Source organism: Aquimarina sp. RZ0 (assembly GCF_008370685.1).
Classification (GTDB): Bacteria; Bacteroidota; Bacteroidia; order Flavobacteriales; family Flavobacteriaceae; genus Aquimarina.
Genome location: NZ_VTZU01000047.1, coordinates 13,448 through 30,508, shown reverse-complemented (window position 1 = coordinate 30,508; position 17,061 = coordinate 13,448). Strand labels below are relative to the sequence as shown.

Sequence of the window (17,061 nt, the reverse complement as noted above, 5' to 3'; positions counted from 1 at the left end):
ATAATGTTAGAATACGATAAAAACAATGATTCTCATTTTTTTAGCAAAAATAATTTCATAGAAAGGGAACTAAGTGCTTTTTTTAAATGATTCTTAATCCAAATAAATTTAGTGCTCTAGCATTATTATTGAAGAACTAAATAAGACTTCTTCAAAAAGTAAAATTCGTTTCTTTAACAATTTTTAATATTTTCTATGAGTAATACGATTTATAACTAAAAAATTCGCATATTCATCGTTTCTTTTTCCTTTCTACTTCGTTTAAAAAATAAACCGTAGCTATAGCTATGCTTGATTTTTTTGCCTTGCATAAAGAAAAAATAATTCAATGAATTTATACGAATTTTTTAATCACAAATCGTATAATACGATTTACGAATAAAAATTTCGCATCTAATGACATTCTTTTTCTACTATATTTTCTTCATAAAATGAAACAATAGCTATGGCTATTCTTTAATTTGATTCATCAATCTAGCGAAAAATCCTTGCCATTATTTTTACGAAATTCTCACCCGTAAATCGTATAAGTTCATGTATTTCAAAACAGGTAAAAGCTAATCACTATAAAGACTATCAATTTGGCCATGATAGGAATCTATATATAAGTACTTTGATAGCAATTTACCGATTAAATAGTCGATTAAGAATTCTTTTAGCCACCCTAATTTTTGGTTTTTCACCGTATCCGTATCCGTATCCATACCCGCCATATCCTTTGTTGAAATCTACATCATTGAATAGAATAGCGAGGGATGTGAATCTTTTTTCTTGCAGTAAGTTTTTGGGGATATCTAACAATCTTTTGTCAGAATATTTTTGTCGTACTACATAAATACATAGGTCTGCATAAGAACTTAATAAAAGAGTATCAGCAACTACAGTGATTGGAGGTGTATCGATGAGAATATAGTCATACTCTTTTTTTAATTGATCAAATAGCGTAGTAATTCTTGGATGTTTCAGCAATTCTGCAGGGTTTGGTGGTTTAGGACCTGATATAAGGATATTAAGGTTTTTAAAACCTTTTATATTTGAAGAGATGTCTTCTATGGTAACATCTTTATCTTTAATAAAATTAGTGATCCCTTTTTTGGTATTGATCTCCATACGCTCTTTTAATTGTGAAGAGCGTAAATCCATTTCTAATAACGCTACTTTTTTCCCTGACCTACCCAGAGTAACACCAAGATTACTAGCGGCAAAGGATTTACCTTCTCCTTTTATACTAGATGTAATAAGAATGGTTTTTCCTTTTTCTTTAGAATATGCTAAGAGAAAATCGAGATTTGTTTCCATCAGCCTAAAAGCTTCTGCCAGAATAGATCTATCTTCTTTTGGGGTGACGAGTTCTTTACTTTCAGATTTAGGGATAGTACCAATAATAGGAAGTTTTAACTTCTTTTTTAGCTCTTTGATATCTCTAATTTTGGTATCCAGAAGATCTTTAAAAAAGACAATAATGATAGGAATGAGTAAGGATGCAAGAAGACCGGTTAAAAAAACAATATTTTTTTTTGGCTTAATAGGACCTCTAGAAGCATATGCCTTTTCTATAATTTTTACGTTTGATACTGTTGCTGCCAGTGAAATGGCTGTTTCTTCCCTTTTTTCTAATAGATATAAGAATAATGTTTCTTTAATTTCCTGTTGCCGTTTAATATCACGTAGTTTTCTTTTTTTCTCAGGGATCTGTGCAATTTGAGCATTAACCTTTGTGTCCCGGTTTTTAAGGCGACTGATTTTTAATTCTAAGGTTTGTTTTAGATTAATAAGACTTTGTTGTATGCTTGATCTTAATGCAGAGAGTTGTTCATTAAGGTCAATAAGTAGTGGATTTTCTATGCCAGAACTTTTAATTAATCTACTTCTTTTTAGTACAAATTCATTGTGTTTGTTTATAGATGCGACTGTTGTAAGATCTGTAAAACCAAGATTGGCTGGCAAAAGTTCATTTTTAGAATTTTGCAGATATTCGATTAAAAAATCAGAAAGCCCTACCTGAATACTGGTCTGCAATATGATACGTTCATTTTCTGAAGCCTTTTCCAGCATAATATTCCCTTCAGAAGTAAGATCTGTGAGATTGTTTTCTGTTTTGAAAAACTCCAGATTCCCTTCCAGATTATCAAGATCCTGATTGATAATATTTAAGCGATCTTTAATAAAATTAGCTGTATTAGAGGAGATCAGATTTTTATCATTGATAACATCTTTATTGTATTCGTCAATTAAACTATTTAATATTTTAGTAGCTCTTTCCTGAGCAATGGTGGTCATCGTTAAAGTAACCACACTTGTATTTTGATTCGTGAGCCCTACATTAATAGTGGCTTTATATTTTTCTACAACATCTGCAATCGGAGAAACGTGGATGTAAATATTGTCATTAATAAATTGAGCCAAAACACTATAATTTGGTTCAATAGAGATATCACCAAAGGGCGTATTAACACATTGATTAAAAGTGCCTTTTGTTATCAAATTCTCTTGAGTATCCTTGAGCACAAATTCTTCTTGCGAAAAAGCATTGATTATAAAACTTATATTACGGTTATAACAATCATTGTCTGGAAAATGTACTTTGAATGGAGTGTTTTCTGTAAATTCTACCAGTCTATGAGAATATTTTGTTTTACTGTAGTATCCTATGTTTAGCTGTAGTTTTTTTACAACATTCTCTAATAATGGTCTTGATCGAATGATTTCTATTTCATTTTCTACGTCTTTATTTATATTTTTAAAAATACTCAGATCTTCAAATGCAGAAAGTTCAGATTTGACTCCGTTTTTATCAGATTTGATTAAAATAGTAGAGGTGACACGGTATAATTTTGGAGTATACCGCAAATAGAAAAAACCTATCACAAAACAAATTGCGAAGGCAGCTATAAAAAGTTTCCAATGTGAAAAATATCGCTCTAATAATTCTTTTATGAATATGTTCTCAGAATCATCATCTATTTCATAATTCATTTACTGAATTCTTTCGTTTTTAAAATATTGATCAAGATTTTGTATAAATTTAGCCATTATCTGCGAACATAATGGGGAAATTTCAATATTTATAATGCTTGCAGATAATGGTAAACTAATCGAAGTAATACAAATCAATCAAATTTTAAAAACTTCTCTTTCCTCTAAGTACAATATTTTTAAAAATTCTGAATAGATAATTCAAATCAGTACCCAATGGGTTTTTCTCATATTCTTCGAGATATCTCATTTCAGATTTTATTATCTCATCCAGAGTGCTAGGCATATCAGCATAGAATGGAGGGATAAGCCCAGGTTTATGCTTTATTCTTTTTTCTTGTAATTCTTTTGTGTATAAACTGAAATAATGATTGCTCAATGGACGACCTCCTACTAGTTTTAGATCACCTTTCATAAAATTCATAAGCATAGGCAATTCATCGATCCAGTATTTTCTGAACAATCTTCCAAGATTCGAAATTCTAAAATCATCTTTTAATTTCCCTCCTTTTCTCAGATTATTTTTTTCAAAAACATATTGTTGCAAATACTCCGAATATGGATGCATCGTACGGAATTTGTATACCTGAATCGGTTTCCCGTTTTTCCCTACTCGTTTCAGGCTAATTAATGGCCCATAGGTAGGATTTAGATCATATTGAGGTTTGGTCTTTTTCTTTGCTACAAAATATACTCGGTTATTGATTGCCCTTTCCTCGATAAGATCAAAACCACAGGAATACAATCTGCCCAGAACTTCTGTTTTAGTGAGTACTCTGCCTTTTCCCTGGGTTATCCAAAAATATAATTTTTTAGTCAAATTTACTTTTGGGAATACTCGGTGAAATATGAAGTCTCCTGAATAATATATCCAATTAAAAGGTTTTAGAAATTTTTTTAAAAGTCTCTCTTTTCGTTTTTTATGAGTCTCAAAAGTATTAATGAATATACCACCCTCTGCCAACTTGTGATTTGCAGCTTCAAAGAATTTATTAATACGTCGGTAATTATTGACACTATGTAAATTTACAATGACTTGATACTCATTTTTAGGGGACGATGTAATATCGTCTTTGTTGTTAGTATCAGATAATAAGACATCAAATAATTTGAAACCTTGTATGTGATTAGTAATAAAATCACATACCTGATTTCCAAGTTTTTTAGTGATTATCTTTTTTATGGCAACCTTACTTCTTTTCTGTCCTGTCTTTTGTTGAATAGAATCAGTAAGGATTTTGGTGTTTTTTTTCAAAACCGGATAGGTTTTGACACGGATATCCTTACTGATCATTCTACGTGGATTAATTTGTTGGACAAAAAAGGGTTGAAAAAAACTATTTTTTTTAGTGTTTGTAAAATGACTATTTATTGTATCTAATTTTTGTCTTTTTAGTAACATAAATACCTTTTTGATTCGTTGATTTAAAGATAGTTTATTACTATTAATTAAACTGATGGTTAAACCACAAAATAGATAGGTTATATGTATGATTTATAGCATTTTACAAGTAAGTAAAAGGGGAATTTTTAATTATTTTTAAGATAAGGTGTTATTTTAAGTTAAAATATCTTACTAAATATGTTAAATATGAATTTTATATAGCTAAAAACATAATTAATATTGATTAAGTGTTGTATTTGATGAATATTTTTTATTTTTTTAACAGGAATAAATTTGAAAATCAGAAAGAGTTTAAAATCTATTAATTGGTTCTAATTAAGGGGAATTTTAATTCAAATTAAAAAAGGGAAAATTTCTTTATTTATTCAAAATAATAGATACTGAACTATTGCTTATTTTTTTGATCATATTTTTAGTGTGAATAGTTCTTCCTTTTTTGTTCAAATGATATACACTATCATAAAAATAGGAGGTGGGGTATACAAAATCCTGAAGACCTGTAATCATTTCAATTTTTAGATTTTGTTTCATTTTTTGATGTACTTTTTCCAGAGCAACCTTATTTTTTTTGTATTCCGAGATTTCATAGGCACCATAAGTGAATAATACCGTTATTTCATTTGATTTCGTAAAATCATAAAAATCGTTTAATAGTTTGAGCTTTGCATCTCTGGTATCTTTGAGTACAGATTTACTCCCCAAAACCGAAGAAGAAGGTAAATCGAGGTGATACACCCCATCACCATACATATTTAACCCTTTTCTAGTGTATACCGGATCATTTTTTAGGTTATCAATTACATTAGAAATTGTTTTTTTGAACATCAGGTGCGAGTTGTCTATAATGTTCATAAATTGACCTATCCAAGTGTCATTAGATTCCTTATAATATTTAGCAGCAAATGGGTTGTAAAAGGAAGTCATTTTTTGTAGTTCTAAATTTCCCATAAGAGTCATATCGTGTTCTATAGATAATATGATAATATCACCTTGCCTCGCTATATCTTTTAATTCATTTATGATAAACCGTAACCCTAATTTGGCATGTAGCCCTAAATTAACCACAGGTGTATTAAATTCTTTTTCTAATTTTTGGCTATCGATTCCAAATACCAAATTAGAGCCTCCGGCAAGGATCATTTTTCTACCACTAATCGCCTTGATCCTGTCATGCTTATCCGTAAGAGCAGCCATATACTCATTAGATTCCTTTCTGTTATCTGCAAAAAGAAATAATGATTTGGTTAGTATAATGATGATCCCAAATAATAAAAAAGACCTACTGATAAATTTTTTCATATCAAAACTGGAAATAGATGAACTGTTGCGGTTTCCCGGAAAAATATAATATCATACCAATCAACCACAGATAGCTGACCCACCTCGGGATCGTTGGGAATTGATAATTGATATGCTGTAGGGCAAACTCACTTTTGCGCCCCAGCCATTCTATACTTACAAATATTAGGATAAGCAGGATTATTTTTTTTGGTAATATCTCAGGATATGTAAAGAATGAAGAAGAAAAGATTGCTGTCAGGATATCAATCGCATGAGTTATATTTTCTGCTCTAAAAAAAATCCAGGCAAGTACTGTTAACCCAAAAGTGATGAATATGCTCGTGGTTTCTTTTATAGATGGTAAGAAGTTGTTGTGGGCAACTATTTGCATGTGAGTGCGATTATTGCCTGATAATAGTAGGGGGAGAAAATAGAATGCATTTAATGCTCCCCAAACAATGAATGTCCAGTTCGCTCCGTGCCAAAAGCCACTCACGATAAAGATGATGAATGTATTTCTGATTTTCATCCAAGTACCACCTCTACTACCTCCTAATGGGATATATAAATAATCTCTAAACCAGGTAGATAAAGAAATATGCCATCTTCTCCAGAATTCTGCAATATCTCTGGAGAAATATGGGAAGGCAAAATTGCGATTAAGATGAAAACCAAACAACCGAGAGGTTCCAATAGCAATATCAGAATATCCGGAAAAATCTCCATAAATCTGAAACGCAAAAAAAACAGCTCCGATGACCAGAGTACTACCAGAAAACATAGCCGAACTATTGAATATGGTATTGGCATATCCAGCACAAGTATCTGCAATGACTACTTTTTTAAATAATCCCCATAAAATCTGACGCAGACCATCTACTGCCAGATTATAGTGAAATTCTCTTTTCTTGTAAAATTGAGGCAATAAACTAGTGGCTCTTTCTATAGGGCCTGCAACCAACTGAGGGAAGAAAGCTACAAATGCAGAGAAAATGACAAAATCCCGGGTTGGTTTCAGTTTATTGTGATATACATCTATCGTGTAACTCAATGTCTGAAATGTATAAAAACTAATACCAACAGGAAGTATTATGTGTAATGAATTACTGGTTATTTCTGCTCCAAAAAAAGTAAAAGCACTTATAAAATTATCAAGAAAGAAATTATAATATTTAAAAAAGCCCAGGAATCCAAGGTTGACGATAATACTTACCCATAGTAAGGCTTTCCGTTTCCCAGTATGTTGAGACTGATTCAATGCTAATCCCACGCAAAAATCTACCATACTGCTGAATAAGATTAAAGATAAAAAACGCCAGTCCCACCAACCGTAAAATACGTAACTGGCAATTACAATAAGAAGATTCTGTACTTTTAAATTATTTCTAAAAACAAACCAGTATAGTACAAATACTATTGGTAGAAAAATTGCGAAATCCAGGGAATTAAAAATCATAAGTACCGATTAACATAAAAGTGTTTTTTTACTATATTTTTCACATTTTGCATCACTAATTCTTTACTCCATTTCATCATATTATCATTCCATCTTTGGGGATGAAAAGTAAACATCACCTGATCAGGAAAAGCATTGGCATTGAGAGAGCGTATAATTTCTGATGTATGATGATATGTTCTTGTAAAATGTGTATCGACTCTATCTCTAACACTTGTTTTTTGTCCATCCCATTTTCTACCAGTATCCGTTAGATAATACACCTGATTATAATTAATATCAAAATAAGGCTCTGCTAAAATTTCGTAATCCTGATAATTATAGGTCTTCCATAAATCTTTTGAATCATATCTGGACAAGGGTGAGCCGTGCATGCAGATGGTAGATACTGGTGCAAGCTGCCTCAATGCAGATAGATTCTTTGAGAAATCATTAATACCAGAAACCAAGTCGCCTTGTGTAGTGGTCAGGCACTCATAATGATATCCGATTTCATGACCGAGTGTTGCAATTTTTTTTATGACAGTTTCATCCCAGCTTTCAGGAACTGCTCTAAAGTAATACGTTCCTTTGATTCCTTTTGCTGCCTGAATTCTGGCAAAAACCAGAGAATTACTTGGCAGTAGATCTACATCATGTCTCAGAATAACACTTTTGCGGTTAGGTTTTGTTATAAACTCTTCAAAAGTTTGGAATGTATAGTTCCCTTTAACCAGAGATGACAATAATTCTCGATATTTCTGTACTGTAAAATCAATCATTTATATTCGTATTGTATTTTGGGATTATTGGTTATTAATTTTTTACTTTCCGGATAGTTTTCAACAAACCAGACCATAAAGGCCGTGATGTCTATTTTATCTTTTAACATCGTCAAGCGTCTTTTGGCAAAAGTATTTTTGAGATCCTGGATTTTCTGGATCTCCTTTATTTTTTCCAGCACACCCTTTTCATTCTGGAAATTAAAAACTAATCCATATTTCTCCTGGTCTTCATTATATGCTCTTCTTATAGAATTGACATATATCGAGGGGGTTCCTAATACTCCGGATTCTGCAGCCATAGTTGCACCTTCTCCAATAAAAAGTTCTGCACCAGCCAGTACTTCATGAATATCTTCGGGTGCTATTTTTATTTTATATGGCTGATATTTTTCTGGCAGATACCCTTCAGAAGTGATGAATATTTTATAATGAGCTGACAGATAGTCTATAATTTTAGCCTTTTCTTGTTCTGAGAAACCTGTTTGACCTTTATCATGAGATGCATTCCAGGAAACAAAACGAACGATCACATATTTCTGATCTTCAGCCAGATTAAGTATAGACGTATAATTTCCTTTTGGAGAAAAATAATTAGGGTGTAAATATGCTAATTCATGATACGATTGATATTTAATTTGTTTTTTTCCTAAATCTTCGAATAGAACATCCGGAGTAAGAACGCAAGAGGTAAAGGGAAGATATAGTTTCATTTGCTCCCAATTTCCTGAATCTTCGAGAGAAATATGTGGTTTGCCTAATAGAGCAGCCGCATGCGCGGCATACGGAGATCCGTGACTCATAAAAACATCAGGTTTAAACAAAAGCCCTTGTTTGAGTTCCAGAAAATCAAACTTGAGGAGACCTATTATTTTTCCCAGTGTGCTATTATATTTTTTCCCAAAAGAGACATAAGGTAATTGAGCAGCTTTTAAGAGTTCGATTTCAAATTCTTTTTCTCTACATGTAAATAGAAATTGATGTCCTTTTTCTTGCATTTGATATGCAAAGTTTCTGAATAAATGCACATGACCGGGGTGTCCTATATCAATGAGAACTTTCATAGAGTTTGTGTTTTATGAGTACTCTTTAATGCCATTTTTTTAAAGCTTTTACAGCACTGCGACCTATACTGTATAGTAATGGGTTTATGATATAAATAAACCGCCCGTGTTCTACCAGTGTACCCCCAAATTTTGACTTAAATTCTCTAACACCATAGTCTTCATCAGGTCTTCCTGCTCCCATAAAATCAAATCTTGGGATATTATTTTTGCACGCATATGTGATAGCAGACCAGGTAGCCAGAATACTTGGATATATATTTTTATACATCCTGTCTTGCCCACATACGTACCATTCATAGATAACCTTGTTCTTAAAAATTGGACACACAATTCCTCCAATGACCTTGTCTTTATAAAAAACGAGGAAAAACTTAGCGATTCCCTGGCTCCATAGTGTTGTAAAAAAATATACATCCGGTATTGGTGTTTTTACCTTTGTTTTATATAAATCACTCAGAATCTCATAATAAGCTTCAATCTCTGATTCTGTTTTTGCTTCACGTACTTCTGCCCCTTCTTTTAAGCTCTTTTTTATTTGTCTAAGCTTGCTGCTACTTACTCTTTTTCTTGCTTTTTCTTCGGTATCACACTCCAAATGAAAATTTAAATGTGGATGATATTCAAAACCCATCGGGTCTAATATTTCTTTATAATTACTGTAATCATTAAAATTGCGTATCTCTATATATATTACTTTGTTTTTAAGATTTTTGATAACAATCTTAAAGAGTTCTGTGAGGTGTTCTTTTTCGATGTCTGCAGATAGAATAAATCCCCCATAAATTATTGCCCTGCTTGTAAATGAGGATTTAATTCCTTTTTCTTTTTGTATAATTCCGGATACAATTGCTGTTATTTTTTTATTATTCTCTACGGCGTAGGTAAAGGTTTCTAAACCAATAGTTCTAAAAAAATGAAGAGCTTCTTTTGTCTGAAAAAAATTACCAGAATCATTTTCCAAAAGTGCGTCTAGTTGTTCTGTACTTATTGTACTAATACTGTTATGTGAGATTATAGTATTTGTCATCATAGAACTTCTTTATATAAGTTGGTTATTTTTTTGGCAATGACATCAGAACTTAAATGAGATATATGCGTTCTTCCATCAGGTTTTTCTGTATAGGCTAAAGCTTTTTTTATACAGTCTGCTATTTCGGTTTTATTAAATCCAGTTATAAAACACCCAGATGCGTTTCCGATAATTTCTTTGATATCTCCAACATTGACTGCTACAATTTTACAGTTACATGCCAATGCTTCTTTTATTACATTGGGAGAACCTTCCCAAAGGCTGGTAAGAATAATCACATCTGCGGCATTAAAATATGCAGGCATTTTATGATTTGGTATATCAACGAGTGTATGAAGCTCTGTGTTCTCAGCATTCAATTCCTGAAAAGCGCTTTTTGCCAAAGGGAAATTTTTTTCTTTTCTTTTGGGGTTTGCGGCAAAAAGGATATGCTTTTTGTTCGGGTTCCAATGGGTAATTTCCAGACTTTCTTTTTTAGAAAATTGTTTGAATTTAGAGAAATCAACTCCATTTGGGATTACAGCTGCAGATTCTATTCCGCAAGAAATTCTCATATCTGAGGACTTTACGATTATCCTTTTCCAAAAGAATAATTTACAGATTTTGATTAGGTATTTTAATAATGGAGAAGCTTTTATATCACTACCCATTAGCGAAACTACTATAGGTTTTCCTCCAGCAAGTCCGGCAACAATAGCACTTAGAGAATAATGGGCGTGAATAATCTCATATGAGTGGTTTTTAAGAAATTTTCGAAGTATAAATATATATTTTACATAGCCTTTTAGTCCTTTTTCTTTTATGGTAAAAAATGAGACGTGATGCCCCATCTCCATCAAAGAATTACCTTGATTGAAAACAATGGGAGAGATCCCGCTTTTTGTGTTTCCACTACTGATAAAAAGGATGTTCATGTACTAGTTTATAAAAACAATTATTGTGTGATACTTAGGGTGTTACTCGTACTGATATTTTTACTTTGCAGATAGACTACAATACTATCCGCATATACTTTTTCTATTTCTAGTTTTTTAGCTATGAATTCCCAGCCGGTATTAGTTTTTGTAAAATATCCATAAGAATAGGGGATGCCTGCGGTACCAAAATAAATGGATTGGAATTCTATGAGGTAAAAATCTGAACCGTCATACGCGATATCAATCGAAATATGAGGAACATCCATTTTTTTGAATATGCTTAATGCATACTCAAAAAGACCATCCGGAGCTTCGGCTTCTAATCCATAAAAATAATTGTCATATCCACCTCCACTGGCTTTGATACCTCTCCCCTTGAGCAGTGGTCTGTTAAAAACATACAGTTTGTCTCCAAAAATGTAAACTTTCCAATCATTTTTGAGCTCTGGGATGAATTCTTGTAAAATGAATTTTTCTCGGTATAAGGATTCTTTAATATATCCTTTGTGTTTGATTGATCTCCCATAATCTCTCATGTCTGTTATATAATTACGTTGATTGATCTCTTTTACCTTAGTGATCAATTCTTTTTCTGATTTGAGAAGAAATACTCCTGTTCCAGAGGCGCCTCCAGACGTTTTAAGCACCGTAGGATATTTTATAGAATCGAGATGCATACACAGGTCTTTCATAGACCCAAATATTCTGGATTTAAGGTTATTGGTCAGGTGTAAATACTGTCTCATAAGTTCCATAAAAACCTTATTATTATTAGCTTTAAGGTGTTTGTAACCCGGGATTATATGTGCGCCGGATAACTCTAGAGAATACATGATATCTTCTATATATGACTTGTATTTATAACCAATATCCTCTGATGAGGTATAAATAATATCCTTATCCTTATAGTTTTGAGTCTCTAGATTGATTTCATTGAGGTACATGTATTCTATCTTATACTCCAATTCGACAAAGTATCCGGATAGCTTTTTTTTATCCAGACCACTGCGGTAAGGCGTATCAAAATGTTTTGAGCCAAACTTTGCTTTATAATCCATCAATGCTATTATAGATTTCATAGGTATTTACTTTTTGTGAAACGGAACGATGCGTTAAATTGTGTAAAATCGAGAGCGACATTAATAAGGTATCCCGATCTTTTTCTGGAGTGTAGGGAGTCAGATTTTTATATGATTTATATAGAAAATCAGTATTAAAAAACGATTGATCACTATGAATCAATTCATGTATCTTTTCTTCATTTTCAAGAATTCCTGATATAATTCCCAGATTATCCAAATTCGTTGTAGTAACTTTTTTGAGTAGTTTTTTCTTCAGAAATGGGAGAATAATATTATGAACATATTTAGGATCTCGTACATCGATCGGGCGATATCCTTTTCCTGTTTTTTGAAGGTAAATTGCGCTATTCGTTTTTTTAATGATATCAGCATAGAGATACTGACCTTTCATTCTTTTTAATGGGTTGTCAGTAAAAAAATCATTATTGGCACCGGCATATGAAGTCGAAAGAAGTTCTTTTACAAATTTGTAATCCAAAAAAGGGGTTCTTACAGCAAGATGCTGTTGTTGCAGCGTAATCCATTGACCAAAAAACTTTCTGAATATCTCTTCAAAAACAAAAATATAAAATCGTTGATTCATAGAAATGTCATTTGGCAATGCTCTTTTATATACGATGATTTCTTCTATGAGTTCTTCCAGCTCTTCAGAGAATTCTGATAAGTTCAGGGCTTCCAGTGGCTTAGCGTTTTTTAGCGCTTCCCTTATTTCGATATCATTGTTTGATTTAAAAACATCTACCAGGGCTCGAGATGTAACCGCACCTGTATTATGCAATGCCCTGAATAATTCGCTTCCGGCTGCGCCAGATAAAAGGTAGTTTGTATTGTGAGAAATCTCTTTTGTACTGAATAAGAAATGAGGATATATAAATCCATTTCCGAAATATCCTGAGGTACTATATTCTTGCGCATTGGTATAGTAATGTTCTGTAAGATATTGAGAACTGCCAAGATTAAAATATTGATAGGGTATATCCAGTGCTTTTGCATTATTGAGCGGGATAGTGACATCATCATTTTCTGGTCTGCCAAAAGAAAATGTTTTAAAACTTTTTTGATGATGTGTTGCGCAACTTACCAAAGTTCGCCCGTCAAAACCGCTGGTAAAGGCAATATCAAATTCCTTGTTAGGGAAATAGTGTTTTGTGGTTTCTATAAATAGCTCACTAAGCTCATTAACAACTTTTTTACCTTTTTTAGGGAAGGGAACAAAGAGTGTATCGATGCTAAAATGTTTGACTACTGTGACTTTATTATTTCTAAGAATAAGAAAGGAGTGGCATGGGAGAAGATGTATGTTCTTATATAAAGTACGATTGAAGAATCCATAATTGAACAAGAGATTTTCCAGAATAAACTTTTTATCAATATCTAAATCGATCTTAATGTGATTTTTTATCAATTGTACTGATGACGAAATAAAACAATGATCACTACAGTAATAGATAGGCAGCATACTAAAAAAACTATTGTATACTTTTACACAATTACCTTTTACGATAATGGCATAGAAATGCCCTCTGAGTTTAGGTATTTCATTATCAGTAACTCTAAAAAAATCTTCTACAGAATCAATATAATCTCCAATGATAATTATTCTTGAGTCGGTTATATTATATTCAATATAATTGACTTTGTCTGTCAATAAGAACCAATCAGAGGTTAATTTCAAAGACTTCTTTTTTGAAGTTTTGGGAATTACCTTTTTGTTTATAATGATAAAATCTGTCATTCTTTTCTGTTTAAATTAATCCTCTGTTAGATAGTTTAAATAAGTTCCAACTTAATATTACTATGAAAATAGCGGACAAATACCGCATCCAGTGTTTAGTGCGTTTGGGGTATTTTGTGGCAATACCATCTGCCATAAAAATGATCAAAAATGGTAATGCAAGTATCTGAAATCGATCCTGAAAGGATATCCCTGAAGCCGCGAGGATCATTATATAAGTAATCGCGAATCCTCCAATAAAAATGACTCCTTTGTTTTTCTTTTTGATAGCATTGAATAGTCCTAGAAAAACAAAGAAGTATAGGCAGTTACGTATAATTTCATTTTGAAAATGAGAATAAATGCCCAATTGAGCATCACTAAAATCTAGTAATGACGGAAAAGGAGTAATGATTGCAGCTGCTATCAAAAGTGGACTGATGATTGCAGCTGCATAGGTCACTCCACGTTTTTTGGAAGTATCACTGAGTTCATTACCAAATTGATCTTTACTCGCTTCAAGGGCAGATTCTATATATTTATACATTCCCAGCTCTTTCATAACCCAAAAACTGCCAACAACAAATAGTAAGGTGACGAGTATAGAAGAGAGTTTATAGTTTTTACTGGTATTTTTCCAAAATAATACCTGAGTAATTACACAGGTCATTAATAATGGAGCGAGTATTACCCTGAAATAAAAAATAACTCCAAAATGACATAGAATTAAAAAAGAATTGAATACTCTTAATTTCTTTTTGACGATAAGGATATGAGTAAGATATCCTATGTTTACAATTAAAAAAATCAAAATGGTTTCTTTGAGGTAAAAAGCTGAAAACCAAAGCAAAGGAGGCATTAGCATAGTGATGATCCCCGCCAGTCGCGCTCTTTGTTCATCGTAGGAGAATCGAGCTATTTGATAAATTCTTATGACTGTAATACTGCTTAGTATGGCGTTAAATAGTTTTATGATCAAAATGTTTTTTCCAAACAAGTAGTATATAAAACCTATAACAGTAGCAAATCCATAATCGGTCTCACTTTTCCATATGTTAGAAAGTGCTATCGATATAGGTCTTCCTTCATTTAAGGCATCGGCTACCATAGATCCGGAATAATGATAATTCCAGGAATCCTGAGCGTGTATTTCCATTGGTAAATTAGCTGGATCATAGAAAAACGTAAGTAGATATAGAGACTCAATAGCTATTAAGCGAAATAAAAGGCTAGTAAAAAATATCCTTTGGCCAAAATTATTTACCTGACTCCAGATCTGCGAATAGTACTGTAGACCTGCAACAAAAAAAATAATAGCACCAATTCCGGCAAGTAGTATTGGAAATGGCATTATATAGTCAGGAAATGCCACAAGGTGAAGAAGCAATATTCCTATTGTAAAAAAAACCAAAATAGTAGTATTTGCTTTTGTCCAGAACATTATGCAGATTTGTTTTGATAGATTTTACTTATTTTTTGAATTTCGTAATGCTGTTCAAAACATACTCTGGCATTTTTAGCCATTTTTTTCTTATCCTCGTTAGAGGATTCAATAAATTTTAATATCGCAGACGTTAAAGAAGATACTTCAAAATCTTGAGTAATAAATCCATTTTCTCCATTTACAATAATATCTTTTATTCCTCCAGCGGGAGTACTGATAATAGGGACTCCCATGGATAATGCTTCTAATATCACAATAGGCATTCCTTCTTGAAGAGAACTTACGATCAATGCATCTGCATGTAGTAAAAAATCTGCCGCATTATTTTGCGAACCGGCAAAAAATAGATTCGGGGTATTAATTTTCTTAAGCTCCCTGGCAAGTATTGGATCCATTTCATTACCTACCTGAATGCACATGGCATCCGCATATTGTGAGTATATTTTGTCAAAACTTAATGATAATAGTTTATAATTCTTGTGCCGGTTAATATTGCCAATTGCTAAAAAACGTTTCCCTTTTTTGGGTTTTATAGAAAAACTATTCCAAAATTCTTTAATTTCTATCGATTCTCTTTTTAGCTGATGCTCTCCGATACCATTTCTTATAACAGTAGTTTTTAATTTTGGGAAGTTCTTTTTTAAACTGTTATAAATAGTAGGTGCTACACATACGTGTAAGATTTTGTTATTAAATAAACGGAGCTTATTTAGATATTTTAAGATTGGTTTCCAGTTGTCAAAACTACTATGAATAGTATGTACATATGATATTTTTCTCTGTATAAATGAAATACCATAGATATAATATAATGGATTATGTAGATGAACAAAAATTCGTTCTGGCATCAATCGTTTTAGTAAAGAATTAAGTCTTATAAATTGTAAAATGTTATACTTTTTTGTCCAACCTAATTCATAAAGGGTAATTGTATTATGAATCTGGCTACGATAATTTTTATTAAGGTCTGTGATTCCGGTAACTATAATTGTAACGGCATTGAATTTGGACTGTTCATTGGCTAGTTGAACGACAAAATTTTCTGCGCCACCAATATTTAAAGTCGATATGATATGTACTATTCTCATCTATATTTGTTTCCCATAAATCCAACTATCTACTACGTCATGACCAGTATGATTGTATGAAACCTGAAAATTGTTAGATTGTAAGAATTCAGAAACTTTGGACTTTATTTGTCTATCATCATCAAAAAGGAAATCATGACAAGAGACCGCAATGTTTTTCGTAATTTTTATAGCATTCTTCATGCCTTCAATCATCTGTAATTCTGATCCTTCTATGTTAACTTTTAAAAAGTCTATATTTTTTATTTTGTTTTCTTCTATAAAGGAATCTAATGTTACACCGTCTATTTCTAACCCTTTGGATTCTTTATTAACAGAATCTACTTGGTAGTTATTCGTTTCTTCAATCCATAGTTTTTGATTACTATTGGTAATTGCCAGATTCAGGTTTTCAGAAATTTTAATTCCATTTTTATTGCATAGTTCTACTAATTTTTGATGACTACTCTTACTAGCTTCTATAGAATATATTTTACCGGTACTTTCTGTTTTTTCATCAAAAAAAAGAGTTTCTGTGCCAATTCCTGCCCCAACATCTATAATCACATCTCCTTTCTTAGGAATGTAATATTGACATGCTATTCTTTCTATACTTTTATAAAGTTTTTCTTTGCTGAAATTGAAATATGGTTTTTTTACCATATACAAATACTGCTCTTTATTTTTAAGCCAGTACATGTCATAATCTTTATCGTATTCTACATTATTATTGGTATTCATAAAGATCTTACTTACGAATCCCAGAAATAATGCTTTTTGTTTTTTCCCAGGAATCAATATCATGATGCCATTGATTAGTGTCGTCATTATTTTTTTAATAATTCGTTTCATTTTCTAGAG

13 protein-coding genes are annotated in these 17,061 nt (G+C 32.0%); all 13 read right to left on the bottom strand.

Annotated features, from left to right (window positions below):
* Positions 1-624 precede the first annotated feature (624 nt).
* The 13 genes from F0000_RS17665 to F0000_RS17605 all read right to left on the bottom strand — a co-directional run bounded on the left by F0000_RS17665 (position 625) and on the right by F0000_RS17605 (position 17,052).
* Complete coding sequence (locus tag F0000_RS17665) at positions 625-2,976, bottom strand: polysaccharide biosynthesis tyrosine autokinase (protein WP_149626060.1); 2,352 nt, start codon at positions 2,974-2,976, stop codon at positions 625-627.
* A 145-nt stretch (positions 2,977-3,121) separates the two neighbouring features.
* The gene (locus tag F0000_RS17660) at positions 3,122-4,270 is read right to left on the bottom strand and encodes a sugar transferase (RefSeq protein ID WP_188112167.1); all 1,149 of its coding nucleotides are present in this window, start codon (positions 4,268-4,270) and stop codon (positions 3,122-3,124) included.
* A 468-nt stretch (positions 4,271-4,738) separates the two neighbouring features.
* On the bottom strand, positions 4,739-5,680 hold the full coding sequence (locus F0000_RS17655; protein WP_149626058.1) for a hypothetical protein: 942 nt from the start codon (positions 5,678-5,680) through the stop codon (positions 4,739-4,741).
* Position 5,681: 1 nt separating this feature from the next.
* Positions 5,682-7,118 carry an MBOAT family protein gene (locus F0000_RS17650; RefSeq protein WP_149626057.1) on the bottom strand — a complete coding sequence of 479 codons (1,437 nt, stop codon included), beginning with the start codon at positions 7,116-7,118 and terminating at the stop codon, positions 5,682-5,684.
* Positions 7,115-7,879, bottom strand: coding sequence for a hypothetical protein (locus F0000_RS17645; RefSeq protein WP_223148919.1), 765 nt, complete (start codon positions 7,877-7,879; stop codon positions 7,115-7,117). The genes F0000_RS17650 and F0000_RS17645 overlap by 4 nt, the downstream gene beginning before the upstream one ends.
* Positions 7,876-8,943 carry a DUF354 domain-containing protein gene (locus F0000_RS17640; RefSeq protein WP_149626056.1) on the bottom strand — a complete coding sequence of 356 codons (1,068 nt, stop codon included), beginning with the start codon at positions 8,941-8,943 and terminating at the stop codon, positions 7,876-7,878. The genes F0000_RS17645 and F0000_RS17640 overlap by 4 nt, the downstream gene beginning before the upstream one ends.
* A 25-nt stretch (positions 8,944-8,968) precedes the next feature.
* On the bottom strand, positions 8,969-9,973 hold the full coding sequence (locus tag F0000_RS17635) for a peptidoglycan bridge formation glycyltransferase FemA/FemB family protein (RefSeq protein WP_188112166.1): 1,005 nt from the start codon (positions 9,971-9,973) through the stop codon (positions 8,969-8,971).
* A complete protein-coding gene (locus F0000_RS17630) occupies positions 9,973-10,890 on the bottom strand; it encodes a glycosyltransferase family 4 protein (RefSeq protein ID WP_149626054.1) in 918 nt (305 codons plus the stop codon). The genes F0000_RS17635 and F0000_RS17630 overlap by 1 nt, the downstream gene beginning before the upstream one ends.
* Before the next feature lie 20 nt (positions 10,891-10,910).
* Positions 10,911-11,972, bottom strand: a complete 1,062-nt coding sequence (locus F0000_RS17625) for a RimK family alpha-L-glutamate ligase (protein WP_149626053.1) — start codon at positions 11,970-11,972, stop codon at positions 10,911-10,913.
* Complete coding sequence (locus tag F0000_RS17620) at positions 11,941-13,710, bottom strand: asparagine synthase-related protein (protein ID WP_149626052.1); 1,770 nt, start codon at positions 13,708-13,710, stop codon at positions 11,941-11,943. The genes F0000_RS17625 and F0000_RS17620 overlap by 32 nt, the downstream gene beginning before the upstream one ends.
* A 10-nt stretch (positions 13,711-13,720) precedes the next feature.
* The gene (locus tag F0000_RS17615; RefSeq protein WP_149626051.1) at positions 13,721-15,130 is read right to left on the bottom strand and encodes a glycosyltransferase family 39 protein; all 1,410 of its coding nucleotides are present in this window, start codon (positions 15,128-15,130) and stop codon (positions 13,721-13,723) included.
* A complete protein-coding gene (locus F0000_RS17610) occupies positions 15,130-16,221 on the bottom strand; it encodes a glycosyltransferase family 4 protein (protein WP_149626050.1) in 1,092 nt (363 codons plus the stop codon). The genes F0000_RS17615 and F0000_RS17610 overlap by 1 nt, the downstream gene beginning before the upstream one ends.
* Entirely contained in the window at positions 16,222-17,052 is an 831-nt protein-coding gene (locus F0000_RS17605) for an FkbM family methyltransferase (RefSeq protein WP_149626049.1), read from the bottom strand.
* Between the last annotated feature and the right edge of the window lie 9 nt (positions 17,053-17,061).

Coding starts and splice junctions, on each gene's coding strand:
- F0000_RS17665 (WP_149626060.1), bottom strand. CDS start 2,976: ATGAATTATGAAATAGATGATGATTCTGAGAACATATTCATAAAAGAA.
- F0000_RS17660 (WP_188112167.1), bottom strand. CDS start 4,270: ATGATCAGTAAGGATATCCGTGTCAAAACCTATCCGGTTTTGAAAAAA.
- F0000_RS17655 (WP_149626058.1), bottom strand. CDS start 5,680: ATGAAAAAATTTATCAGTAGGTCTTTTTTATTATTTGGGATCATCATT.
- F0000_RS17650 (WP_149626057.1), bottom strand. CDS start 7,118: ATGATTTTTAATTCCCTGGATTTCGCAATTTTTCTACCAATAGTATTT.
- F0000_RS17645 (WP_223148919.1), bottom strand. CDS start 7,879: ATGATTGATTTTACAGTACAGAAATATCGAGAATTATTGTCATCTCTG.
- F0000_RS17640 (WP_149626056.1), bottom strand. CDS start 8,943: ATGAAAGTTCTCATTGATATAGGACACCCCGGTCATGTGCATTTATTC.
- F0000_RS17635 (WP_188112166.1), bottom strand. CDS start 9,973: ATGACAAATACTATAATCTCACATAACAGTATTAGTACAATAAGTACA.
- F0000_RS17630 (WP_149626054.1), bottom strand. CDS start 10,890: ATGAACATCCTTTTTATCAGTAGTGGAAACACAAAAAGCGGGATCTCT.
- F0000_RS17625 (WP_149626053.1), bottom strand. CDS start 11,972: ATGAAATCTATAATAGCATTGATGGATTATAAAGCAAAGTTTGGCTCA.
- F0000_RS17620 (WP_149626052.1), bottom strand. CDS start 13,710: ATGACAGATTTTATCATTATAAACAAAAAGGTAATTCCCAAAACTTCA.
- F0000_RS17615 (WP_149626051.1), bottom strand. CDS start 15,130: ATGTTCTGGACAAAAGCAAATACTACTATTTTGGTTTTTTTTACAATA.
- F0000_RS17610 (WP_149626050.1), bottom strand. CDS start 16,221: ATGAGAATAGTACATATCATATCGACTTTAAATATTGGTGGCGCAGAA.
- F0000_RS17605 (WP_149626049.1), bottom strand. CDS start 17,052: ATGAAACGAATTATTAAAAAAATAATGACGACACTAATCAATGGCATC.